The 24,681-nt window shown below is 56.2% G+C and carries 19 protein-coding genes, 4 tRNA genes and 1 pseudogene; 10 read left to right on the top strand and 14 right to left on the bottom strand.

Annotation, left to right across the window (positions count from 1 at the left end; genetic code table 11):
• Positions 1 to 87: 87 nt before the first annotated feature.
• The gene (gap, locus tag KYE_RS14205; RefSeq protein ID WP_008174618.1) at positions 88 to 1,092 is read left to right on the top strand and encodes a type I glyceraldehyde-3-phosphate dehydrogenase; all 1,005 of its coding nucleotides are present in this window, start codon (positions 88 to 90) and stop codon (positions 1,090 to 1,092) included.
• 68 nt (positions 1,093 to 1,160) lie between these two features.
• On the top strand, positions 1,161 to 2,609 hold the full coding sequence (pyk, locus tag KYE_RS14200) for a pyruvate kinase (RefSeq protein ID WP_008174617.1): 1,449 nt from the start codon (positions 1,161 to 1,163) through the stop codon (positions 2,607 to 2,609).
• Positions 2,610 to 3,035: 426 nt separating this feature from the next.
• Here the strand turns inward: pyk and KYE_RS14195 are convergent, their stop codons facing one another.
• From KYE_RS14195 to zwf, 3 genes are read right to left on the bottom strand one after another with little or no spacing between them, the layout of a single operon-like run.
• Positions 3,036 to 3,695 (bottom strand): bifunctional 4-hydroxy-2-oxoglutarate aldolase/2-dehydro-3-deoxy-phosphogluconate aldolase, encoded by a 660-nt coding sequence (locus KYE_RS14195; RefSeq protein WP_008174613.1) that lies wholly within the window; start codon positions 3,693 to 3,695, stop codon positions 3,036 to 3,038.
• Positions 3,696 to 3,712: 17 nt separating this feature from the next.
• Complete coding sequence (gene pgl, locus KYE_RS14190) at positions 3,713 to 4,426, bottom strand: 6-phosphogluconolactonase (RefSeq protein ID WP_008174611.1); 714 nt, start codon at positions 4,424 to 4,426, stop codon at positions 3,713 to 3,715.
• A complete protein-coding gene (zwf, locus tag KYE_RS14185) occupies positions 4,419 to 5,894 on the bottom strand; it encodes a glucose-6-phosphate dehydrogenase (protein WP_008174609.1) in 1,476 nt (491 codons plus the stop codon). Before zwf ends, pgl begins: the two co-directional genes overlap by 8 nt.
• A 211-nt stretch (positions 5,895 to 6,105) precedes the next feature.
• Here zwf and KYE_RS14180 point away from each other — a divergent pair, with 211 nt between their 5' ends.
• Complete coding sequence (locus tag KYE_RS14180) at positions 6,106 to 6,978, top strand: MurR/RpiR family transcriptional regulator (RefSeq protein WP_008174607.1); 873 nt, start codon at positions 6,106 to 6,108, stop codon at positions 6,976 to 6,978.
• 112 nt (positions 6,979 to 7,090) lie between these two features.
• On the opposite strand, the gene KYE_RS14175 is transcribed toward KYE_RS14180, so the two are convergent.
• The 6 genes from KYE_RS14175 to tig form a co-directional block, all read right to left on the bottom strand.
• Positions 7,091 to 8,935 (bottom strand): SurA N-terminal domain-containing protein, encoded by a 1,845-nt coding sequence (locus KYE_RS14175; RefSeq protein WP_008174605.1) that lies wholly within the window; start codon positions 8,933 to 8,935, stop codon positions 7,091 to 7,093.
• A 156-nt stretch (positions 8,936 to 9,091) separates the two neighbouring features.
• Positions 9,092 to 9,364 (bottom strand): HU family DNA-binding protein, encoded by a 273-nt coding sequence (locus KYE_RS14170; RefSeq protein ID WP_008174603.1) that lies wholly within the window; start codon positions 9,362 to 9,364, stop codon positions 9,092 to 9,094.
• Positions 9,365 to 9,602: 238 nt separating this feature from the next.
• Entirely contained in the window at positions 9,603 to 12,020 is a 2,418-nt protein-coding gene (lon, locus tag KYE_RS14165) for an endopeptidase La (protein WP_008174599.1), read from the bottom strand.
• Between the two features lie 162 nt (positions 12,021 to 12,182).
• The gene (gene clpX / locus KYE_RS14160; protein ID WP_008174598.1) at positions 12,183 to 13,466 is read right to left on the bottom strand and encodes an ATP-dependent Clp protease ATP-binding subunit ClpX; all 1,284 of its coding nucleotides are present in this window, start codon (positions 13,464 to 13,466) and stop codon (positions 12,183 to 12,185) included.
• Between the two features lie 76 nt (positions 13,467 to 13,542).
• On the bottom strand, positions 13,543 to 14,178 hold the full coding sequence (clpP, locus tag KYE_RS14155; protein WP_039882061.1) for an ATP-dependent Clp endopeptidase proteolytic subunit ClpP: 636 nt from the start codon (positions 14,176 to 14,178) through the stop codon (positions 13,543 to 13,545).
• Between the two features lie 174 nt (positions 14,179 to 14,352).
• Positions 14,353 to 15,657 (bottom strand): trigger factor, encoded by a 1,305-nt coding sequence (gene tig / locus KYE_RS14150; protein ID WP_008174593.1) that lies wholly within the window; start codon positions 15,655 to 15,657, stop codon positions 14,353 to 14,355.
• A 248-nt stretch (positions 15,658 to 15,905) separates the two neighbouring features.
• Between tig and KYE_RS14145 the strand changes: the two genes are divergently transcribed.
• The 6 genes from KYE_RS14145 (at position 15,906) to KYE_RS14120 (ending at position 22,212) form a co-directional block, all read left to right on the top strand.
• A complete protein-coding gene (locus KYE_RS14145; protein WP_008174591.1) occupies positions 15,906 to 16,352 on the top strand; it encodes an Lrp/AsnC family transcriptional regulator in 447 nt (148 codons plus the stop codon).
• Positions 16,353 to 16,441: 89 nt separating this feature from the next.
• Positions 16,442 to 17,821 (top strand): TRAP transporter substrate-binding protein, encoded by a 1,380-nt coding sequence (locus KYE_RS14140; protein WP_227497848.1) that lies wholly within the window; start codon positions 16,442 to 16,444, stop codon positions 17,819 to 17,821.
• A 14-nt stretch (positions 17,822 to 17,835) separates the two neighbouring features.
• Entirely contained in the window at positions 17,836 to 18,375 is a 540-nt protein-coding gene (locus tag KYE_RS14135) for a TRAP transporter small permease subunit (RefSeq protein WP_008174585.1), read from the top strand.
• Positions 18,375 to 19,700 carry a TRAP transporter large permease gene (locus tag KYE_RS14130; RefSeq protein WP_008174583.1) on the top strand — a complete coding sequence of 442 codons (1,326 nt, stop codon included), beginning with the start codon at positions 18,375 to 18,377 and terminating at the stop codon, positions 19,698 to 19,700. The genes KYE_RS14135 and KYE_RS14130 overlap by 1 nt, the downstream gene beginning before the upstream one ends.
• Positions 19,701 to 19,724: 24 nt before the next feature.
• Complete coding sequence (locus KYE_RS14125) at positions 19,725 to 20,561, top strand: sulfite exporter TauE/SafE family protein (RefSeq protein ID WP_008174581.1); 837 nt, start codon at positions 19,725 to 19,727, stop codon at positions 20,559 to 20,561.
• Positions 20,562 to 20,625: 64 nt separating this feature from the next.
• Positions 20,626 to 22,212, top strand: coding sequence for a gamma-glutamyltransferase family protein (locus KYE_RS14120; RefSeq protein ID WP_008174578.1), 1,587 nt, complete (start codon positions 20,626 to 20,628; stop codon positions 22,210 to 22,212).
• Positions 22,213 to 22,319: 107 nt separating this feature from the next.
• On the opposite strand, the gene KYE_RS14115 is transcribed toward KYE_RS14120, so the two are convergent.
• From KYE_RS14115 to KYE_RS14100, 4 genes are all read right to left on the bottom strand, one after another.
• A tRNA-Leu gene (locus tag KYE_RS14115) sits at positions 22,320 to 22,404 on the bottom strand.
• Positions 22,405 to 22,524: 120 nt separating this feature from the next.
• Positions 22,525 to 22,600, bottom strand: a tRNA-His gene (locus tag KYE_RS14110).
• A gap of 80 nt (positions 22,601 to 22,680) precedes the next feature.
• Positions 22,681 to 22,757, bottom strand: a tRNA-Arg gene (locus tag KYE_RS14105).
• A 33-nt stretch (positions 22,758 to 22,790) separates the two neighbouring features.
• Positions 22,791 to 22,867, bottom strand: a tRNA-Pro gene (locus KYE_RS14100).
• Between the two features lie 233 nt (positions 22,868 to 23,100).
• Here KYE_RS14100 and folD point away from each other — a divergent pair.
• Positions 23,101 to 23,958 carry a bifunctional methylenetetrahydrofolate dehydrogenase/methenyltetrahydrofolate cyclohydrolase FolD gene (folD, locus tag KYE_RS14095; RefSeq protein ID WP_008174575.1) on the top strand — a complete coding sequence of 286 codons (858 nt, stop codon included), beginning with the start codon at positions 23,101 to 23,103 and terminating at the stop codon, positions 23,956 to 23,958.
• A gap of 85 nt (positions 23,959 to 24,043) precedes the next feature.
• Here the strand turns inward: folD and KYE_RS14090 are convergent.
• Positions 24,044 to 24,681 (bottom strand): annotated as a pseudogene (locus KYE_RS14090) (malate synthase G); the annotation flags it as partial.

Genomic DNA, 24,681 nt, shown 5'->3' with positions numbered 1-24,681 from the left:
AATCGTTCATTTCTTCTTTTTTGTTGTTATATTTACTACATTACTGAGGTAAAACGAACAAAAAACGACCACCCAAGGAGTCAGACAATGACGATCCGTATCGCAATCAACGGTTTTGGCCGCATCGGTCGCAATGTTCTCAGAGCATTGTATGAAAATAACTACCGGAGCCAGCTACAGGTTGTTGCCATTAACGACCTTGGCGACGCCGAAACCAACGCCCATCTGCTCAAGTATGACAGTGCTCATGGTCGATTTGAGGCCGATGTCAGCCACGACTCAGAATCGCTGACAGTGAACGGCGACCGCATTGCCATCACAGCACTGCGCAACCCCGAAGAACTGCCCTGGAAAGATCACCGTGTCGATGTTGTTTTCGAGTGCACCGGGCTTTTCACCAAACGGGACAAGGCGGCAGCTCACCTGAAAGCCGGCGCGCGCAAGGTCATCATCTCTGCACCCAGCCCCGATGCGGATGCCATGATTGTCTACGGCGTGAATCACGAAACCCTGACCACCAATCACGACATTATCTCCAACGCGTCTTGCACTACCAACTGCCTGGCACCGGTTGTTGAAGCTTTGCACAAGGCCATCGGCATCGAGAGTGGCCTGATGACCACCATCCACTCCTACACCAACGACCAGAAACTGAGCGACGTGTACCACTCTGATCTTTACCGCGCTCGCTCTGCCACTCAATCGATGATTCCAACGAAGACCGGCGCGGCTGCCGCCATTGGCAAGGTTATTCCGGAACTTGAGGGAAAGCTTGATGGCCTCGCAGTTCGCGTCCCCACCATCAACGTATCATTGGTGGACTTTGGCTTTATCGCCAGCCGCGAAACGACCGTTGACGAAGTAAACGAAGCGATAAAAACAGCGGCCGAGAAAAATCCGGTTCTTGGTTATAATATCGAGAAACTGGTCAGCATCGACTTCAATCACAACGCACTTTCCAGCATCTATGATGCCAACCACACCCGCGTTCTGGGTCGTCACGTAAAAGTCATGGCCTGGTACGATAATGAATGGGGCTTCTCGAATCGTATGCTGGATAATGCCCTCGCCCTCTTCGAGGCCGGCCAGTAAATCTGGCCGTTTCAGCTGATTCCGCTACTCTTTTCGAGACCATTTTGAAGAACCAAAGGACACCAACCATGCTCAGGCGTACCAAGATTGTCGCCACTCTCGGCCCGGCCACCGATTCACCGGAATCCCTCGCGGCCATTATCGCCGCCGGTGTGGATGTCACCCGACTCAACTTTTCCCACGGCAGCGCCGAAGAGCACATCGGCCGCGCTCGCCGGGTTCGCGAAGCAGCAGCGGCCCAAGGCCGGTTTGTCGCTTTGCTGGCCGATTTGCAGGGCCCCAAGTTGCGCATCGCACGGTTCTCGGAGAACAAGGTCACCCTCAAGGCAGGCCAGACGTTTATCCTGGACGCTGCCATGGACAAGGAGGCGGGTACCGAGGAAAAGGTCGGCATCGACTACGAGCAACTGATCGAAGATGTGGAACCGGGAGACATTCTGGTTCTGGACGATGGCCGCATTGAGATGGAAGTGCAGTCGGTCAGCGACCACAGCATCACTTCCACCGTGCTTATCGGAGGCCCGCTCTCGAATAACAAGGGCCTGAACAAGCGCGGCGGCGGCCTGTCCGCCGAGGCGCTGACGGAGAAAGACAAACAGGACATCGTGACGGCCGCCAAACTGGGCGCGGATTACGTGGCGGTTTCGTTTGTTCGCACCGCCGAGGATATGCACATCGCCCGGCGCCTGCTTAAGGAAGCAGGCTCTGACGCAGGCCTGGTCGCCAAAATCGAACGGGCAGAGCTTGCCGACGATGTGGAAGCCCTGGACGCGGTAATCGAAGCATCCGATGCGGTCATGGTTGCCCGTGGCGACCTCGCCGTTGAAATCGGCGACGCCCAGTTGGTGGGCGTACAGAAGCACATCATCTCCCGCGCCCGCGTTCTCAACCGCGCGGTGATCACGGCCACGCAGATGATGGAGTCGATGATCACCAGCCCCATGCCAACGCGAGCCGAAGTCTCAGACGTTGCCAACGCGGTGATGGACTATACCGATGCAGTGATGCTGTCTGCGGAAACGGCCGTGGGTGATTATCCCAAGGAAGCAGTCGAAGCCATGGTGCGCATTTGCCTGGGCGCAGAGAAGCATCCGTCGATGCATCAGTCCAAACACCGGATTCACGAGAGCATGGAGGAAGTTGATGAAGCTATCGCTCTTTCCGCCATGTACGCAGCGAACCACCTTGAGGGTGTCTCGGCCATTATCTGCATGACCGAGACGGGTGCCACGCCAAGGTTGATGTCTCGCATCAAATCGAGCCTGCCAATCTTTGCGTTTTCGCGCCATCACTCCACCCAGCATCGGGTCGTTATGTTCCGTGGCGTTCAGACGGTGCCTTTCGATTCAGCCAAGATTCCGAACGAGCGGACCAATGCGCTGGCGGTGTCGGAGCTGGTGAATCGCGGAGCAGTCAAGGACGGTGATCTGGTGGTGATTACCAAGGGTGATTATGTGAATGCCCAGGGTGGTACCAATACCATGAAGATTGTTCGGGTTGGTTCTGATATTCGCTGACTGTAAGCCTTCTTTCCAGCCCTTAGTCGATTGGTGCGTGGCCTTGTAGCCTGCGGCAATGTGCGAATCGGCAGTGGGGCTCCCCTTTCCAAAAAACGCTACGAGCACATCCATGTGCGCTTGGCTGTGGCCATCCTTGGCCACAGACATTTTTGGAAAGGGGAACCCCACTCCCTCGTTCAGAATGTTGCAGTTTTCTCGGCGTGACAGTTTCTCGAGTATTGAGACCTACAAGGTTGCGACGAATACTCGCGTTATCGGAAGTTTTGCTAAGCGCTTCTGGGCGGGGCTGACGGGAATGTCGCTGGCCATGGATGGCCAGCGCCAAGCGCACATGGATGTGCTCGTAGCGTTTCCCGTCAGTCCCGCCCAGAAGCGCGCAAACGCCGAAACCTTCAGGCTACAAGAACGAGAACAAGACCAAAGTCAGAGGTCCGCCAGACTCCCCCGCGCAATCTCGGTAATCTGCGCCCAGTCTTTGGCCGCCACCACATCTGCAGGGGTCAACCAGGTGCCACCAACGGCCTGGACGTTGCCGAGGGCCAGGTAGTCGGCTGCGGTGTTTCGGCGGATGCCGCCTGTGGGACAGAAGGTGACGTCCGGGAACGGCCCGCTGAAGGCTTTGAGGGCCGGGATGCCGCCGGCGACTTCGGCGGGGAAGAATTTGAATTCGCGGTAGCCGAGGTTATAGCCAATCATCATTTCCGAGATGGTGGCAATGCCCGGCAACAGCGGGGCTTCGGAGGTCAGGCCGAATTCCAGGATGGCTTCGGTTACGCCCGGGGTGATTACGAACTGGGCGCCAGCGGCCTCTACCTGGCGGTATTGGGCAATGCTGGTAACGGTGCCCGCGCCTACCCAGGCGTCCGGGATGGCTTTGCGGACTTCTTCGATGGCTTTTAGGCCGTGTTCAGTGCGCAGGGTAATTTCGAGGACGTTGATGCCGCCATCAACGAGAGCCTGGCAAAGGGGCACGGCGTCGTCGAGGTCCTGAATGGCGATGACCGGCACCAGGGGTGAGGATTGCAGTACTGCCCTGACGCGCTCGCGATGGTAATCGGAAAGTTGGCTCACGGTTTTCTCCATAACAAATGTCGGGCGTTTCAGGGACTCCAGAACACCTGGAGGCCTGGTTTCAGGAAAGCTCTGATTGGCATCTCGAGCACCTTGTCCGGTTCAGACATAGCACGGTCCAGCGTCTGCAATTTGTCCTCGCCCTTCAGATGCAACGCGGTGAATCGGGCATCTCTAAGGGGTGGCCAGGTCAAGGTGATGCGTTTCTGCGGCTGCGACGCGGGCGTGGCGGGCGCAACGATTTCCTGGCATTCAGGATTCATCGCACTTTCCAATTCGGGTGCGTCGGGAAACAGTGAGGCGGTATGGCCGTCGTTGCCCATACCAAGAATCAGCACGTCGATGGGCAGGGCCAGGTTCACGAGCTCGGCCTTCACTCGCTCAAGACCCTCTGAGGGTGTCGCACCAGGCTGTTTGAGCGACAGGAACCGGGCCGAGGCCGCCTTATTCTGCAGCAGGTTCTCCCGAACCAGGCGGGTATTGCTGGCGTCATCGTTTTCTTCCACCCAACGCTCATCCGCCAGCAGAACGTCTACCCTGCCCCAATCCAGATCCTTGCCGGACAGCGCCCTGAAAAATGGCAGCGGCGTGGAACCGCCGGATACCACCAGGCTCGCCCTGGGCACCTCTCTCAGGCGGGCCGCCAGAAATCCCGCCACGGCATCAGCAAGATCCAGGGCCACGCCATCAGCGGTTTCACCTGAGCGATCACTGACACCCTCGGGCAAACGCAGATCAGACATCTTCATACCAGCTCCTGCCATCCCGGGTAATCATGGCGATGGAAGCAACGGGGCCCCAGGTTCCCGCCGCGTAACGTTTTGGCGGCTCGCCGCCATCCTTCCAGTTCCGAATAACCTGATCGACCCAGCGCCAGGCATACTCCACCTCGTCACGGCGCACGAACAGGTACTGGTTACCCTTCATTACCTCCCAAAGCAAACGCTCGTAGGCATCGGGAATCCGATCGGTAACAAAGGTCTCAGAAAAGGTGAGCTCCAGAGGGCCTTGACGAAGTCGCATGCCCTTATCCAGGCCCTGGTCCTTGGTGAGGATCTTCAGGGCCATGCCTTCGTCAGGCTGAAGACGGATAATCAGCTTGTTGTTGGCGAGGTGCTTCTGGTCCGGATCAAAAATGTAATGCGGCGCAGGCTTGAAGTGGATGATGATCTGGGACAGCTTTTCGGGTAGGCGTTTACCAGTGCGAATGTAAAACGGGACACCCGACCAGCGCCAGTTGTCGATCTCTGCTTTCAGGGCAACGAAAGTTTCAGTAGCGCTGCCCTTGTTTGCCCCCTCCTCCTCCAGATAGCCGGGCACCGGCCTGCCGTTACTGGTGCCGGCGGTGTACTGGCCACGCACCACGTAACTGTCCATCATATCGGGCGTAATGCGCTTCAAGGCCTTGAGAACCTTGACTTTCTCATCCCGGATGCTGTCGGCAGACAGGTCCGAGGGCGGGTCCATGGCGATCAGACACAGCAGCTGAAGTAGGTGATTCTGGATCATATCGCGAATCTGGCCAGCTTTGTCGAAATAGCCCCACCGCCCCTCGATGCCAACGCTCTCGGCCACCGTGATCTCCACGTGGGAAATGTGGTTCTGGTCCCACTGGGAGGCAAACAGGTTATTGGCAAAACGCAGAGCGATCAGGTTCTGGACCGTTTCCTTACCCAGGTAATGATCAATCCGGAACAGCTGGTTCTCGTTGTAGACCTCGCCAAGCTCATCGTTGATCACCTTCGACGACTCCAGGTCGTGACCGATCGGCTTCTCGACCACCACCCGCGTCTTCTCGGTGCAGCAACTGGCGGCCCGCAGGTTTCGGGCTATGACGCCATACATGGACGGCGGGGTGGCCATATAAACAATAAGCTCATTATTGGCGTCATCACGCCACTCGTTGAGCACAGCAAATGCATCGGGTTCGTTAAAATCCAGAATCTGGTAATCGACCCGCTTCAGAAAGGATTCGGCCAGTCCAGCATCGAACTCTTCCGGCTTTACGTACTGCTTCAGCTTGTCAAACAACTGCTGGCGCACGGTCTCGGTATCGGCATCTGAGCGGGCAATGGCCAGGACCCGGCTCCCCTCCGCCAAGAGGTTGGCGCGCTCAAGCTGGTACAGCGCCGGAAACAGTTTTCGCTGGGCAAGGTCACCCAAGGCTCCGAAGAGCATCAGGTCACAACGGGTATTGATCTTGTTGACCATTGGTTCCTTCTCTCTGGTGAGCAGTCCGTCGCAAAAACTCGACGACAGAACTCAATGTAGTAATTTTAACCAAATAATGACATCCAAAAATCGTTTTTCCAAGAAAAAACTGCGTTTCGTGATACTTTTACTACCCCAAAACCGGTAAAAAAGCGGTATAATCACCGCGTTTTCAAGACAACGACCGCCCATGATTCAGGGAGTACCATTGATGGCCGCGAACCAGGCGCACCGTGACGACAATCTGCTTGAGGACATCCAGTCCAGGCTGGAGACCCTTAACAAATCCGAGCGGAAAGTGGCCGAGGCCATTCTCCGTGACCCAAGCGCGGCCACCCGTTACAGCATAGCTGCCCTGGCGAGAGCCGCCGACGTCAGCGAACCCACCGTTAACCGTTTCTGCCGGGGTTTCTCGGCAACAGGTTTCCCGGATTTCAAGATTCGCCTCGCCCAGAGTATCGCTACCGGCACCCCCTATATCGGCCAGAACGTGGAGCCCGACGACACCGTTGCCGAATTCGCAGACAAGATCATGCTCAGTACCATTGCCAGCCTGGACAAGGCTCGGCAAGCGCTCGACCCGAAAGCCCTGGCAACGGCCATTGATTACCTGATCCAGGCCAAACAGATCAATTTCTTTGGCATGGGCGGATCTGCTGCTGTGGCTATGGATGCCCAGCACAAGTTTTTCCGCTTCAATATCCCGGTCATGTCCTACGACGACGCCCTGATGCAGCGCATGGTGGCGGCCGGAGCAAACGTGGGCGATGTTATCGTGCTCATTTCCTACACGGGCCGCACCCGGGAAACCGTGGATATCGCACAACTTGCGCGGGCCAACGGTGCTACGGTGATCGGTATCACCAACCCCGATTCCCCCCTGGCGGAAAGCTGCACGGTGGTGCTGGGCGTCACCGCGCCGGAGGACACTGAGGTCTATATGCCAATGTCCTCTCGGATCATTCATCTGAGCGTTATCGACATTCTTGCAACCGGCGTAACCCTCAAACGCGGCGCGGATTTCCTCGGGCACCTCAAGAAGATCAAGGAAAGCCTCAAGCCCACCCGCTTCCCACCGACCTGAGCCTCAGTGCCACAATAGAAGAGGTCAGCAGATACAAGAAAGCCCGGGCATTCGCACCGGGCTTTTCGTTGATCGCGGGGCGCCATTCGGCGCCTTTTTCATGAGGCGGATATCAGGGTCTCTCGACCTCCGCCCGGTTTCGAAGGAACTGCTGGTACGCAGCGTATTCCCTCTGGCCTTCGAGAGATGCCAGGAATTCCCGAAGCTGGTTCAGTTCGGTGCCATCTTCCGAGACCTGCCCGTCCGTGACCTCGTCCAGCGCGATCACCGCGGCAGAATTGGCCATCACAGCCTTGCCAAACCGGGCGCCATCCGCCGGGCGCGGCAAAGAAAACACCTGCTGGAGAATGGCGGGACCTGCCTCGGAGGCGTTCCGTGCCAGCCCTTCATAGCTGGACCACTCACCAATACCCTCGGGGCTCTCACCTGACTCAAGGTCAGCGATAATCGCGTCAGCCCTTTCAGAAAGAGCTTCCCGCGTCTTGCGCTGCTCCAGCGTCGTCCGGATCTGATCGCGAACCTGATCCAGGGGCAGCTGCTCGGCTTCATGATACTTATTCACCCGGGCAACGACAGACACGTTGTCACCCACATCGATCAACTCGGTGTTGTAACCCGCGTCGAGGACATCTTCGGAAAACAACTGTCGTACCAGACCGGCGTGGTCAAACGGCGCCTGACCACCGTCACGGGTAACGCCGTTGGCCTCCCGCACCTCAAGCCCGAGCTCTTCGGCAGGGCCGGCCAGATCATCGGCGGCATACGCGGAGTCGGCAAGCTCTGCCCGGACTTCAGCAAACTGCTCACGAGCCTTTTCACGGGCCAGCTCACGACGGAGCTGGTCTTCCATTTCATCCAGAGACGGCACCTCGGACTCCCTGACATCCTCGAGGCGAATAAGATGAACCCCGAACGATGTCCGAACCGGCTCGGAAACTTCGCCTTCCTCAAGGGCAAACAGGGCTTCCTCGAAGGGCTCGGCGTAAATGCCACGACCGGCATAGCCCAGGTCGCCGCCGTCTTCGGCCGAAACGGTATCAATGGAATACTCCCGCGCCAGGTCAGCAAATGACTCCCCGGCCGCCAGGCGCTCCTGGATCGTTGCCATGGTTTCGTCTGCGTCACTGCCCTCTTCGATCAGGATGTGGGACGCCCGACGCTCCTCACTGGCCAGATCGGCAGCCTGCTGCTCGTAATAGGCCTGAAGCTCCGCATCGTCAACTTCAATGCTCTCAGCAAGGGCACCCAGCGAAAGCGTGATGTAGGCAGCGTCTACACGCTCCGGCTGCTGAAACGCACCCGAGTTTTCTTCATAAAAGGCTTCAACGTCAGCATCAGAAACCGATACCGCGTCCGCCACTGAGCTGGCAGGAATATCCAGTACCCGGAAACTGCGTGTCTGGTTCTGAATCTGGAGCAGCTGCTCGGCATTCTCATCCGCCACCAGGCCACTCTGAACGATACCCGCACGGATCTGGTTCACCACATATTGCTTGCGCATGGCTTCCCGAAACTCGCCCACGCCCATGCCCATATTACGGACTGTGGCCACAAAGCGGTCGCGATTGAACTGGCCATCCACCTGGAACTGCGGCATCTGGGTAATCAACGCATCGATATCAGCATCATTGAGCTCCAGTCCCTGAGCGTTGGCATCCTGGATCAGGACCTGCTCCTGGATCAGGGAATCCAGAACGTCTGTGCGAATCTGGTCTTCGTCAAGCATCGAGGGATCCGGGTTTTCCATTCTGGATAGCCGGCGCTGGCTCTCCATCTGGACCACGCGGAGAAACTCCCGCTCGGTAATATCCTCGCCGTTGACGGTTGCCACCTCAGGCTCGCCGGAGAAGCCGCCGACAATGGCGTCCATCCCCCAGATGGATAGCGACACAATAAGAAGACCAATGATGACCTTGGCGATCGTGCCCTGGGCATTGTTCCGAATATCTTGAAGCATGTTTCTCCCGGATCCCTGTTCAAGGTAGTGCAGTTTTATTCGTTTCAGCGCGCGGCGAAGGGCGGACCTAACGTAAAAAGGCGCACCCGGTGTGGAATGCGCCTTGAATTCTTCTTGGGTGGCTTCCTGCGACAGAAGCCACCGGAGAAAGAACCGTTACTTAACGGCGTCTTTCAGGGCCTTGCCTGCTTTGAACCCAGGCACTTTGGAGGCCGGAATCTTGATCTCGGCACCAGTCTGCGGGTTACGACCGGTACGAGCAGCACGCTCTTTTACGGAGAAGGTACCAAAACCGATCAGAGTTACCTGATCGCCTTTTTTCAGGGCACCGGTGATTGAGTTGGTCATTGCGTCCAGAGCACGGCCAGCGGCGGCTTTGGAGATATCTGCGGACTCTGCAATTGCATCGATAAGTTCGGACTTGTTCACACTAAACCCCTTCGATTTCAGGTTGAAGATGTTATAGGTTGGTTTGTTTTTTCTCGGACGTTCTCGACTATCGCATAAGCGGTCGGAGAATTCCATTCTTCACTTTTCTTATTCCTTTCGGCTTTATACCGGCATTCGGAATAGGGACTGACTGCGCGGGAGCCCTTGGTATTGGCTGCTTCACGGCGAAACAGTTATACCAATGGGCTCTCAGGCATGTCAACAACTCATCAAGGCTTTAATGTGTATTTATGCGCTCTGACGCGTCGCCTTCTTCGTCACGCGGCTTGCCAGAACCCGTTTCCGGAGATGAATCTTCAGCCCTGGGCTCGGGTGGATAGGCCAGTGCAATATCCAGCACTTCGTCGATCCACTTCACAGGACGAATCTCCAGCGACTCCTTGATGTTTTCAGGTATCTCCTTGAGATCCCTGACATTCTCATCCGGAATGATCACCGTCTTGATGCCACCCCGATGCGCTGCCAGAAGCTTTTCTTTCAACCCACCGATGGCAAGAACACGTCCACGCAGAGTGATTTCACCGGTCATTGCAACGTCGGCGCGAACCGGAATCTTGGTCAGAGAAGAAACCAGCGCTGTGCACATACCGATACCGGCACTGGGACCATCTTTCGGTGTCGCACCCTCCGGTACATGCACGTGCAGATCGTGCTTCTCGTGGAAATCATCGGCAATTCCAAGACCGGGTGCCCGGCTACGTACCACCGTCAATGCCGTCTGGATGGACTCCTGCATGACATCACCCAGGGAACCCGTCTTCACGACCCGGCCCTTGCCAGGCGTGAGGGCGCACTCAATATGCAGCAGTTCGCCACCCACCTGGGTCCAAGCCAGACCGGTCACCTGACCAATCTCGTTCTTTTCCTCGGCGAGGCCGTACTTGAATTTTTTGACCCCCGAGTAATCTTCGAGCATGTCCTGCGTGAGAGTGACAGAGACCTTCTCTCCGCTCTCCACATGGTCACGCACCACCTTGCGGCAGATCTTGGCAATCTCGCGCTCCAGGCCACGTACACCGGCTTCACGGGTGTAGTAGCGGATCAGGTCGCGAAGGGTGTCCTCTGGCAACTTGAGCTCATCCTTGCGCAGGCCGTTGGCCTTGATCTGCTTCGGCAACAGATAACGCAGCGCAATATTGACCTTCTCGTCCTCCGTGTAACCCGGGATACGGATGATTTCCATCCGGTCCAGCAGGGCGGGAGGAATGTCCATGGAGTTGGAGGTACACACGAACATCACATCGGAGAGATCGTAATCCACTTCGAGGTAGTGATCGTTGAAGGTGTGATTCTGTTCCGGGTCGAGGACCTCCAGCAGCGCTGAGGCCGGATCACCACGATGATCCATGCCCATCTTGTCAATTTCATCGAACAGGAACAGCGGATTCTTCACGCCCACCTTGGACAGCTTCTGAAGAAGCTTGCCGGGCAACGCACCAATGTAGGTCTTCCGGTGGCCGCGGATTTCAGCTTCATCACGCACGCCGCCCAGGGCCATCCGGGTGTACTTCCGGTTGGTCGCACGGGCAATGGACTGACCGAGCGAAGTCTTGCCCACACCGGGAGGACCAACCAGGCAGAGCACAGGACCCTTGACCTTCTTCACACGGCTCTGAACCGCAAGGTATTCGAGAATACGCTTTTTGACTTCATCGAGGCCATAGTGGTCCCGATCGAGAATTTCACGGGCTTTTTCGATGTCGTGACGGACACGGCTGCGCTTCTTCCAGGGAATCGCCAGCATCCAGTCAATATAACCACGGACGACGGTCGCTTCCGCAGACATCGGAGACATCATCTTGAGCTTGTTCAGCTCCGTTTCAGTCTTTTTGCGGGCCTCTTCCGGCAATCCGGCTTCTTCCAGCTTCTGCTCAAGCTCTTCGAAGTCGTTGTTGCCTTCGCCCAGGTTACCCATCTCTTTCTGGATAGCCTTCATCTGTTCGTTCAGGTAGTACTCGCGCTGGCTGCGCTCCATCTGCTTTTTCACGCGGCCACGGATGCGCTTCTCAACCTCGATCAGGTCGATTTCGCCATCCAGCTTACCGAGCAGCAAGTCCACCCGCTTGCGGATATCCAGCGCTTCCAGCAGTTCCTGCTTTTCCGGAATACGCATTTCCAGGTGAGCAGCCATGGTGTCGGCCAGGCGTTCAAGCTCCTCAATACCGGTGAGAGCATTGGAGACCTCGGAAGGGACCTTTTTGGAGAGTTTCACGTACTTCTCGAACTCGTCCATCAGGGTCTTTATCAGGACCTCCTGCTCGCGCTCGGGCAGCCCTTCTTCATCCATCAGGACAGCGCCACCGGACAGGTACTCACCCTCGGAGATATCGCTGATGGTGGCTCGGGCGTTGCCCTCTACCAACACCTTGACGGTGCCATCGGGCAGGCGAAGCATCTGCAGAACCGTTGCCAGCGTGCCCATCTCGAACACATCCTTCGGACCCGGCTCATCAGTAGAGGCGTCTTTCTGGGCTACCAGGAGGATTTCCTTGCTTCCTTCCATCGCGGCTTCGAGAGCCTGAATGGATTTTTCTCGGCCCACAAACAGTGGGACCACCATGTGCGGAAACACCACTACGTCACGCAGCGGAAGCAGCGGGTACTCTTGCACGGCATCTTCGGGTATACGGGTCATTGGGAATCCTCTGACGGTATTTCTTTCAGCATATCACCCTTCATTGGGGCGCCCGCAAAAATTGCAATCTTTTTACCAAACGAAACAGGGCAGGAATATCGCGATACAAAAACGCGAAAAGGGGCGTTGCCGCCCCTCTTCATTTCAACCGCTAACCTAGACTCAATCCTCGGGCACAGCCTTGGCGTGATCACTGCTGGCGTAAATCTTGAAGGGCTCGGAGTCCCCGCTGATCACGCTCTCATCGATCACCACTTTGGTCACGTCATGCTCAGAGGGAATCTGGTACATGGTGTCCAGAAGCGTCGCTTCCATAATGGAACGCAGACCACGGGCGCCTGTCTTTCTCTCCATGGCCTTGCGGGCAACAGCCCGAAGCGCATCTTCACGAAAATCAAGCTCGACCCCTTCCATATCAAACAGCTTCTGGTACTGCTTGGTCAGGGAGTTCTTGGGCTCGGTCAGAATCTGCACCAGCGCTTCTTCATCAAGTTCGTTTAGGGTTGCCACTACCGGCAAACGACCCACAAACTCCGGAATCAGGCCGTACTTCACGAGGTCCTCGGTCTCCACATCCTTGATAACGTCGCCGGTGTTCTTGGCATCGTCCTGACTGGCAACCGAAGCAGAGAAACCGATGCTGTTCTTCTCGGTACGCTCGCGAATTACCTTGTCCAATCCGGCAAAGGCGCCACCGCAGATAAACAGCATATTGCCGGTATCAACCTGCAGGAATTCCTGCTGCGGATGCTTGCGACCTCCCTGCGGCGGGACCGATGCAACGGTACCCTCGATCAGCTTCAACAGTGCCTGCTGAACACCCTCACCGGAAACATCCCGGGTAATGGAAGGGTTGTCAGACTTGCGGGAAATCTTGTCGATCTCGTCAATGTAGACTATGCCCCGCTGAGCCTTGTCGACATCGTAATCGCATTTCTGCAGCAGCTTCTGGATGATGTTCTCGACATCCTCACCAACGTAGCCGGCTTCAGTCAGCGTGGTGGCGTCGGCGATCGTGAAGGGCACGTTCAGCATCCGCGCCAGAGTCTCGGCCAGCAGAGTTTTACCACTACCGGTTGGGCCAATCAGCAGAATGTTACTCTTGCCTAGCTCGACATCACCCTTGCCTTCGCCATAACGCAAACGCTTGTAGTGGTTGTAGACCGCCACCGACAAGACGACCTTGGCCCGATCCTGACCAATCACGTATTCATCAAGGGTATTGCGGATCTCGGCCGGTGTAGGAAGGCGATCGCTCGGCTCTTCCTGTGCATTCTCCTGGATTTCCTCCCGGATAATGTCATTGCACAGGTCGACACACTCGTCGCAGATGAACACCGAGGGCCCTGCAATGAGCTTTCGGACTTCATGCTGGCTCTTTCCACAAAACGAGCAGTAGAGCAACTTGCCGTTATCGTCGCCCCTGCCGTTTCTTTCATCTGCCATTGAAATACCTCTGATCTCGTTTTGCCGGCGTCACTGCCTGATACGCCGGCCAAGTATGATGCGATTACTTCCAGTATTATTTATTCGGTACGCGCTTATCAAGTATTGAATCGATCAGCCCATACTCTTTCGCCTGAGCCGGATCCATGAAGTTGTCACGGTCCGTATCCTTGGCGATAGTCTCCAGATCCTGACCGGTGTGATGGGCCAGGATCGAATTCAGGGTATGACGAATCTTCAGGATTTCACGGGTGTGAATCTCGATATCCGTTGCCTGACCCTGATAGCCACCCAGCGGCTGGTGGATCATCACTCGGGAGTTCGGCAGACACGCCCGCTTCCCGGCAGCACCGCCCGCCAAAAGGAAGGCACCCATGCTGGCCGCCTGGCCAACACAAAGTGTGGCTACATCCGGCTTGATAAACTGCATGGTGTCGTAGATAGACATACCTGCAGTTACCGAGCCGCCGGGGCTGTTGATATAGAGGTGAATATCCTTGTCCGGGTTTTCAGACTCGAGGAACAGGAGCTGGGCCACAATCAGATTCGCCATGTGGTCCTCAACCGGACCCACCATGAAGATCACCCGCTCCTTGAGCAGACGGGAATAAATGTCGAACGACCGCTCGCCGCGAGCTGTCTGCTCGATAACAATCGGTACCAGTCCGGAATTGGTAACCATTGCGGGACCATCAATTGGTTTCTGCGTCATGATGCGCCTGAACTCCTTATGGACAATGGGTCGTGGACTCGCGCCACGGCAGTTTCAATAAAGTTGCACCCCATACTTTGCCAGCAGCGGCCCCAGATGAAAACAGCCGGGCATGCCGGCTGTTCTCAGGGGTCGGCCTTCGGGACCGGCTTTCTACTCCGATCCCGGGCAAAATCAGCGCTGGGGCTGACCGGCCTGAACGGCCTCTTCATATTTGACTTTCTTTTCTTTGACCTGGGCCTGCTCCAGCACGTGGTCAACAACTGCATCTTCCAGGACTGAAGACTCAATCTGAGACTTCTGCTCCGGGTTGCTGTTGAAGTGTGCAACCACTTCTTCTGGCTGTTCATACGTAGACGCGATCTCCTGGATCTTTTCGTCTACCTTGGCCGGGTCGGCTTTCAGGTCGTTTTTCTTGACCACTTCCTGGAACAGCAGGCCAGTCTTCACGCGGCGCTCAGCCTGCTCCTGGAAAATTTCCTTGGGCAGCTGCTGCGGATCAATCTGGCCGCCGAAACGCTGGACGGCGTCCTGACGGAGACGATCGATTTCCTGATCAACCAGGGCAGCCGGAATATCCAGCTCAGTGGTTTCCAGCAGACCGTCAACAACGTCGTTCTTGACCTTGTTGGAAACCGCCTGCTTGAGCTCGCGCTCCATGTTCTTTTTGACTTCTTCGCGGAAAGTCGCTTCGTCTTCGGCATCAATACCGAACTTCTTGAAGAATTCGGTGTCGAGTTCCGGCAACTGCGGCTCTTCAACCTTGTGAATCTTGATCTCGAACTTGGCCGGCTTACCCGCCAGATCTTCGTTGTGGTAATCCTCCGGGAAGGTAACCTCGATTTCCATGTCTTCGCCGGCCTTACCACCAACGATGGCCTTCTCAAAGCCCGGAATCATCTGGCCGGAGCCCAGAGTCAGACGATGGCCCTCAGCGGCTCCGCCTTCGAATTCTTCACCGTCGATAAAACCTTTGAAGTCAATGGTCAGCACGTCCTTGTTCTTGGACTTGCGCTTGACTTCCTTCATGGTGGCCTGCTGACGACGCAGGTTGTCGATCATGTTGTCGACATCTTTGTCGGTAATCTCGGAAGTCAGCTTCTCGACTGAAATCTTGCTGAGATCGCCCAGCTCGATTTCCGGCAGCACTTCGAAGATGGCGACAAATTCAAGGTCTTTGCCCTCTTCCATGGTCTTTGGCTCGAACTTCGGCCAACCTGCCGGGTTGATATCCTGTTCCTGCAGTGCCTTGATGTAGTTGTCGCGCATAACCTCGCCAACGATTTCCTGGCGGACGCTGTCACCGAAACGACGCTTGACGACGCTCATGGGCACCTTACCCGGACGGAAACCGTTCAGGCGCACGGTACGCGCTGTTTCCTGCAGGCGTTTCTGGACCGCCTGGTCGATTTCCTGGGCGGGCACACCAATCGTCATTCGACGCTCGATGTTGGAGGTCGTTTCAACAGACACTTGCATGGAAGATCCTCAAATTACAGGTTCGGTATGTGAATGAAATTAAACCTAAAAGTCCGTTCCCGGGAAAATCCCGCAAAGGGACCGAAAATTAAAGGCCGACAGTTTATCATGGTTTGGCCCGCGGAGAGAATCGCAACTGCCAAGGCCATAGCATTCTCTCGATTCAGCAAGATCACAGCACGAAACGAAAAATGGTATTCTTGCGAAGAACGGACTAATTTCAATTTTATTTGCGGATTAAAACGACTTTGAACAATCTGGATACCGCCTTGCTCAACCTGCTTATAAAAGACGGAAGAGCCTCCTTTGCCGATATTGCCCGCCAGCTCAATATCTCCCGGACTCATGCCCGTGATCGGGTGCAGGCGATGATTGAGTCTGGCCTGATCGAACAGTTCACTGCGGTCATAAATCCAGAGAAGCTCGGTAAGACGGTATCAAGCTTTATTGACCTGAAAGTCGCTCCCAATGCGATAGAAGATATTGCAGAGGACCTGGCATCGAAACCTGAAGTGGTGAGCCTGTACATAATGACCGACTTGCAAAGTCTTCACATCCATACCCTTACCGACAGCACTGAAACCTTCCACGCCTTTGTATCCACCCATCTTTTCTCCAATCCCCAGATCCTGTCCGTGGCCTCCAGCTCCCTTTTGAAACGTGTGAAACACCGCCGTGGTGGCGCACGACTCTGATTCCACTGCCGGCAAGACAATTCATGCCTTAAATTCGGGCTGAAGTGCCAAAAGTGTGCGGAGCTGACAACGGACGCGTTTCGTTCTGATTGGCTGACGAATGTCAGGCGGAACGCGTAACTAGGTGGCATTTGCACTTAAAAACACTTGAAGCGCTGCTATTTGGAGAATTAAACCTGCAACTCCTGCAGCTCCACCGCCCAACTTTGGACCAACGTCGCACCAAGGCGGATCAGACCAGAACCCATTTTTTTCTTCTATTTTTCAATTATTTGCGGATTATCCGAAATTGGTACGCTATCTGCAGACAGTTACAGCGAACCAAAAATGAACGTGCCTTGCAAAACCGGCAACCGAAAAACGGAGAATCTGCAATGACCATTAACCGGAGAAAATTCCTTGGCGCTGCCCTGGCTTCAACCACCGCGGGAATCGCTGTTGCGGCACCTGCTTTGGCTAACGCAGCAGCTTCGAAAGAGTCGTTCAATCTGAAAATGACCAACGCCTACCCGCCTGGCTCCCCCTTTTATGTGCAGGGTCCGGGAAGTCCGATGGATTTTTGCAAGAAGGTCGGAGAGATGTCGGGTGGGCGACTGAATATTTCCCACTTTGCCGCAGGCGAACTGATCCCCGCGCTCGAAGGCTTTGACGCCGTGTCGCAGGGCACCGTGGAAATGAATGCCGCAAACGCCTATTTCTGGGCCGGCAAAATTCCTGCCGCCCAATTTTTCACCACCGTGCCCTTCGGCCTGAATACACAGGGCATGATGGCCTGGCTGTATCAGGGAGGCGGACTCAAACTGTGGCACGAGCTTTATGAGCCGTACGGACTTGTCGCTTTCCCGATGGGCAACACCGGTGTCCAGATGACCGGCTGGTTCCGCGATCCGATTGAAACGGTGTCTGACCTGGAAGGCCTGAAGATGCGTATTCCGGGTCTCGCTGGAAAGGTCTATAGCGAACTGGGCGTTACCGTACGTTTGCTGCCGGGCGGCGAAATTTTCCCCGCTCTGGAACGGGGTGTCATTGACGCTGCCGAGTTTGTCGGCCCTTATCAGGATCGTCGCCTGGGTCTGCACAAAGCTGCCAAGAATTACTACACGACCGGCTGGCATGAACCCACAAACGTCACTGAACTGCTGATCAACAAAAAGGTATGGGACAGCATGCCCAAGGACCTTCAGATGATCATTCAGATGGCGGCCCAGGCCTCCGTACTTGAAAGCCTGTCCTGGTCAGAAGCCAACAATGCCGATGCGCTGACAGATCTCGTCCAGAACGAGGGTGTCATCGCCAAGCCACTGCCCGCCCCGATTGTCAGCCGTCTCAAGGAAGTCACTGCCGACACCCTGCTCACCATGGCAAATGCAGACGCGCAGACCAAGAAAGTATACGACGCCTACATGGCCTTCAAGGATAAGCATGCATCCTGGGCAGCTCTGAGCGAAAAACCCCTGTTGAATATGTAACCTGGAGTTCAGCCATGAGAACGGCAATCAAGGGTCTCGAATGGCTGGTGGAACAAATGGGAGGGCTGGCACGGTTTTGCGTGCTGGTCCTCGTTCTGCTGGTAGCGACCAATGTGATCTTGCGGTACCTGTTTTCTATAGGCCCGGTGTCGCTGCAGGAACTGGAATGGCACCTGGTATCCCCCATTGCCCTGCTGGGGCTGGCTTACTCGATGAAACATCGAGCGGACGTCAGGATCGATTTCCTCTACGAACGCTTTTCAGTTCGAGGCCAGGCTGTCGTTGACGTTGTGGCGTCCCTGCTGACCGTAGCTATCGGTGCAATCATTGCCTGGCTTGCTCTCAACTACGTCAGTCACTCCTATCAACTTGGCGAAGGCTCGCCGGATCCCGGCGGTTTAGGCATGCGGTATCTGTTAAAAGCGTTTATTCCCCTCGGTTTCTTTTTACTGGTCATTCAGGGTGTTGCCGACATGCTGCGCGGCCTGGTGCAGTTTTTCGAGCCGGAAGATCCAGTCGAGCTTCCTGAGTCACTCAACACGGAGACTGCGTGATGGTGGGTAACGAATGGCTAGTCATCGGAATGATCGTCGGCTTCCTGGGGCTGATGATTATTGGTATTCCTGTCGCTATTTCGCTAGCAGTCTCTGGATTCGTGGCCGGCTATCTGGGATTCGGTAGCACTCTTTTCAGCCTCATGCCCGCGCGCCTCTATGGCGTGGTAACCAACTACACCCTGCTGGCTATCCCATTGTTTGTATTTATGGGGGTAATGCTGGAGAAGTCCAAGGTTGCTGAAAACATGCTGGAAACCATCGGGAAGGCGATGGGTGGTGTTAACGGCGGCATGGGCCTGGCGATTATCCTGGTTGGAGTACTGATGGGCGCGTCCACCGGCATCGTCGGTGCTACCGTCGTGACGGTCGGACTGTTGACCCTGCCGGTCCTGATGCGCAGAGGCTACTCGCCAAGCGTCTCCTGTGGCACCATCTGCGCTTCAGGAACCCTGGGGCAGATAATTCCGCCGAGCCTCGTGCTGATTCTGCTTTCAGACATCGTCGGCGAATCCGTCGGCGCCCTCTTCGCTGCAGCCTTTATTCCCGGGCTCATCCTGGCGGCGATCTACATCGCATACCTGCTGTTGCTCGGGGTCTTCAAGAAAGACATGGTTCCGGCCATTCCTCAGGAAGAGCGGGCACAGACCAGTGGGCGCCAACTTGCCAAAGACCTGATGGCCCATGTGATGCCACCACTGCTCCTGGTCATCGCCGTGCTTGGATCGATCGTAGGTGGTATTGCTGCGCCGACAGAGGCGGCGTCAATGGGGGCATTGGGGGCCTTGCTGATCGCCATCGCCACCAAACGAATGACTCCAGCACTCCTGAAAGAAACCCTGCATGGAACACTGGTGATCTCCGCAATGGTGTTCTTCATCCTGCTCTGCGCGCAGCCCTTTGCCCTGGCCTTCCGTGGCCTTGGTGGAGAAAACATGGTACATGCGCTGTTTGAAATGCTGCCAGGCGGGGAATTCGGAGCAATCCTGTTCCTGATGGCATTGCTGTTCGTGTTGGGCTTTTTCCTGGAATGGATTGAAATATCCTACATCGCCTTGCCCATGTTCCTGCCCGTGTTCATGAATTATGGCACTGACATGGTCTGGCTGGCGATCATGGTCGCCATGAACCTGCAGATGTCCTTCCTGACACCACCCTTTGGCTGGGCCCTGTTTTTCCTTAAGGGAGTCGCGCCCAAGGGCATCACGACCCGGGATATCTATGTTGGCGCGCTACCCTTTGTGGCATTGCAACTTCTGGCACTCGTAGTACTCTTCCAATTCCCGTCGCTGGTCACCTGGCTCCCGGAAGCCATCGGCTGGTAGCACCATTCAATCAGGATCATACTCATGGATTTTTTTGCTGATTACTCTGCCGGCTGGCTGATCGGCCTGGCTCTTTCTCTCATGGTCACCGGGATCATTGCCGGCCTGATGGCCGGATTGCTCGGCGTCGGTGGCGGCATCGTCATTGTCCCTGTGCTTTATCACCTGTTCACTTTCCTCGGTATCGACGAGGCGGTGCGCATGCATGTTGCGGTAGGAACCTCACTGGCTACGATCATTCCGACATCCATCATATCGTCCCGATCCCACTATAACCGGGGGAGCCTGGATCCGAGCATTCTGAAAAAACTGATTCCCGGCGTGGTCATCGGTGTCGGTATCGGTGCGATTCTCAGTGGCATTTTGAATGGGCAGGTACTGACCGCCATCTTTGCCGTTATGGCGCTTCTGGTGGCGCTCAATATGGCGTTCAAAAAAGAAGGTTTCAGCATCGGCAACGGACTGCCCGGCCCGGCAGGCTCCGGAGCTCTCGGCGTATTTATCGGGGGCATTTCCACTCTAATGGGTATCGGTGGCGGCACCTTGAGCGTGCCGATCCTGAGTGCCTTGCGTGTTCCCATGATCAATGCCGTTGGTACGGGCGCCGCGCTGGGGTTTGTGATCAGCGTACCTGGTGCACTGGCATTTCTCTTCAACGGTATGGGTGTGGAGGCACGGCCACCGCTGACTCTCGGCTATGTGAACCTGATCGGGCTCGCGTTGATCGTACCGGCAACCATGCTGATGGCACCTGTGGGCGCCAGAATTGCCCACGCTATCAATGGCAAGTTACTGAAACAGCTCTTCGCACTATTTCTGTTTATCACGTCACTGCGAATGTTCTACGGCATCATCGGCTAAGGCCGTTACTCTGTCGTTAACCAATCAGCGTGTGACCGCCACTTACACCCGGAGACAATAAAAGATGCTTAAAACCGTCTACTCAACAAACGGAATGTTTGTCGCACCCCACCACCAGGCCGCTCTCGCCGGTCGGGACGTCCTCAAAGAAGGCGGTAACGCCGTGGAAGCGATGGTGGCTGCTGCGGCTTCCATTGCCACGGTCTATCCCCATATGAACTCTATCGGTGGTGATGGTTTCTGGCTCATTCACGAACCGGGGAAACCACCGGTCGCCATCGATGCCTGCGGGCAGGCCGCGAAAGCCGCTACTCTCGACTTTTATCAAGGCCATGATCAGATTCCTTCCCGCGGCCCCCTCGCAGCGTTGACCAGTGCCGGCACCATCGCCGGATGGCAGAAGGCACTGGCAGTTTCAGCGTCCTGGGGCAAGGCGCTACCGGTTTCACGATTGCTGGCCCCGGCCATTGAACAGGCCAAAACAGGGATTGTAGTCACCGAAAGCCAGGCCAGGCTGACTGCAGAAAAAGCCCACCAGATGAAAGACGCACCGGGCTTCTTCGATGCATTCGCCCCGGGCGGCAAGGTGCCAGCGGCTGGCACCCGAATGAAGCAACTTGCACTAGCCTCAACGCTGGAACAGCTCGCCAGAGTTGGCCTCGACGACTTTTACCGCGGCGAGCTTGGCAAGGCTATGGGGGATGAACTCTCAAAGCTTGGGAGCCCGATAACGGCAGAGGATCTGGCCGCCTACCGGGCTTTACAGGTTGAACCGCTGCAAACCAAACTCCGTGGCGCCCGGATTTTTAACCTGCCACCACCTACCCAGGGCCTGGCGTCACTGATGATTCTCGGGGTTTTCGACCAATTGGGCGTCAGTGAGGCGGAAGGATTCGACTATATTCATGGCCTTGTCGAATCCACCAAGCAGGCATTCCGGGTAAGGGATCGCGTTGTAACGGACCCTGATCGGCTGCCGGAAACACCCAGCGACTACCTGACACCTGAGAGACTTGCTGCACTGGCTGCCAACATTGATCATCAAAAGGCACTACCCTGGCCTGATCCTGCCAAACCCGGCGATACCATCTGGATGGGCTGTATTGATTCCGAAGGACGAGCTGTCAGCTTCATCCAGAGCATTTTCTGGGAGTTTGGATCAGGCGTGGTACTCAAGGATACCGGTGTAAACTGGCAAAACCGTGGCATCAGTTTTTCACTGGATCCAACCGCGCTCCAGGCTCTGGAACCCGGCCGCAAGCCCTTTCACACCTTGAACCCTGCGCTGGCGCATTTCGATGATGGCCGCATTATGAGCTACGGAACGATGGGGGGAGAGGGACAGCCACAAACCCAGGCCATGGTATTCAGCCGGTATGGCATGTTCAATCAGCCACTGCAGCAGGCGGTAACAGCGCCTCGCTGGCTACTTGGCCGCACCTGGGGAGACACTACAACAACCCTGAAGTTTGAGAACCGCTTTGACCCCGAACTCATCAAGCGACTGAAAGCAGCCGGGCACGACGTGGAAGAGATTGGAGAGGCGTTCAGCGATACCATGGGCCATGCAGGTGCCCTGGTACTCAAGACCGACGGTATTATCGAAGGTGCCGCCGACCCACGTAGCGATGGTTCCGTGGCTGCCTATTGATCCTCCGATATACAAGCGCCTTCGGGCGCTTGGATTTGCTCGAAAGGCTGCCACAGAATCGGCGACCAAAAAAAAGCCTCTCAGGAATGCCTGAGAGGCTTTATAAATGGTGCGGATGGAGGGAATCGAACCCCCACACCTCTCGGTACCAGAACCTAAATCTGGCGCGTCTACCAGTTCCGCCACATCCGCGAAAAACCAACCAAAACGTCAACGCAGCTACCACCAAAGGCGGCTCGACTGCAGCCATTCACACGTCTGGTTCGAGTGCGAAATCCGCTCCCGAGCTTCGAATGAATGACAGGGAAAAAGTGGGGTGGACGAAGGGGTTCGAACCCTCGACCGCAGGAGTCACAATCCTGAGCTCTACCAACTGAGCTACGTCCACCACATCAGGACATGCCCTCAGGCATAAAACTTAACTTCACTGTGCCAGCGGTACCGGCACGAACCAAACCGGCAATAGATTGGCGCGCCCGGCAGGACTCGAACCTGCGACCATCCGCTTAGAAGGCGGATGCTCTATCCAGCTGAGCTACGGGCGCTGGACCGTTCGCCCACCTGAATATCCAGAAAAATGGTCGGGGTAGAGAGATTCGAACTCCCGACATCCTGCTCCCAAAGCAGGCGCGCTACCAGACTGCGCTATACCCCGTTTGAACTGAACAACAAGTGCTTCAGCAAAGTTGGCGCGCATATTACCGGCGCCGGACGACTCCGTCAACACGCATTTCCAAATTCCCTGAAACAATCGTCGATTCAATGACAGAAGGCCGACTGAAAAGTTCCCTTGAACCCCGCTAACCAAGCGCCTGATTGGAGTTCCGACCGAAGCATGAGACAATGTCGGGCCTCCAATTTACCGATGCCCAACCGACAAGACGAGACATGACCGCCAAACTGATCAATGGAAAAGAAATTGCCGCCGAAGTAAGACAGCAGGTCGCCGCCGGCGTTGAAACCCGCAGGCAGCAAGGACTTCGCGCTCCAGGACTGGCCGTAGTGCTGGTCGGGGACGATCCCGCATCGCATGTATATGTAGGCAACAAGCGGAAAGCCTGCGACCAGGCAGGAATTCTCTCCCTGTCCTATGACCTTCCGGAAGACACCTCTCAGGAAGCCCTGGAGTCCTTGATTGACGAGCTGAACGAAAACCCGGCAGTCGACGGCATCCTGGTCCAGCTTCCGCTTCCCGACCACCTGGATGCAGATCCGATACTGGTCAAGATTCGTCCGGACAAAGACGTCGACGGATTCCACCCTTACAACATCGGCCGTTTAATGCAGCGCAAACCCACTCTGCGCCCATGCACACCTGCAGGCATCATTACCCTGCTAGACAGCATCAAAACTCCCTACAAGGGCCAGCACGCCGTGATCGTGGGTGCCTCGAACATCGTAGGACGCCCCATGAGCATGGAATTGCTCCTGAAAGGAGCCACTACCACCGTATGCCACCGATTCACACCGGATCTGCAGAAGTTTGTAGGCGAGGCTGACATTCTGGTGGCCGCTGTTGGCAAACCTGGACTCATAAAGGGTGATTGGGTAAAACCGGGAGCCACGGTGATTGATGTGGGCATCAACAGGATGGAAGACGGAAAACTGCATGGCGACGTGGACTTCCAGGCCGCTTCTGAACGTGCCGCCTACATCACGCCGGTTCCCGGCGGTGTCGGGCCCATGACGATCGCCACCCTGCTTCAGAACACCCTGTACGCGGCTAACGTGCTGCACAAGGACTGAGGAATGGCACGCTGAATTACGGTGCTGCCCTGCTCCCTCCAGCCACAAAAAACCCCGCCGAAGCGGGGTTTTTTGTGTACAGGACTTACTGTCCGTATTTCGCCTTGGCCTTCAGACGGTAAGCGTGCAGTAGCGGCTCGGTGTAGCCATTAGGCTGCTCGCGGCCCTTGAGAACCAGATCCAGCGCTGCCTGGAAGGCGACACTGTCATCGAAGTTGCCGGCCATCGGGCGGTACGCCGAATCACCGGCGTTCTGCTTGTCGACTACCGCTGCCATACGCTTCATGGTCTCCATGATCTGATCTTCAGAGCAGATACCATGGTGCAGCCAGTTGGCCAGCAGCTGGGAGGCGATACGCAGAGTCGCACGGTCTTCCATCAGGCCGACATCGTTGATGTCCGGCACCTTGGAGCAGCCAACGCCCTGATCGATCCAGCGCACAACGTAACCGAGGATACCCTGGGCGTTGTTGTCCAGCTCCTGCTGGATGTCTTCGGCGCTCAAAGAAGCGGGATCATCCATCACCGGTACTGTCAGGATATCGTCCAGCGCGGCGCGGGTGCGGCTTTCCAGCTGCTTCTGGACATCAGCCACACTTACCTGATGGTAGTGAGTGGCGTGCAGTGTGGCCGCCGTGGGAGATGGAACCCAGGCAGTGTTCGCACCGGCCTTCGGATGCCCGATTTTCGCTTCCAGCATGCCGGCCATCAGGTCAGGCATGG

Source organism: Marinobacter manganoxydans MnI7-9, from assembly GCF_000235625.1.
Taxonomy (GTDB): domain Bacteria; phylum Pseudomonadota; class Gammaproteobacteria; order Pseudomonadales; family Oleiphilaceae; genus Marinobacter; species Marinobacter manganoxydans.
The sequence above is the reverse complement of the archived record's forward strand: the minus strand, read 5'-3'. Positions and strand labels throughout refer to the sequence as shown.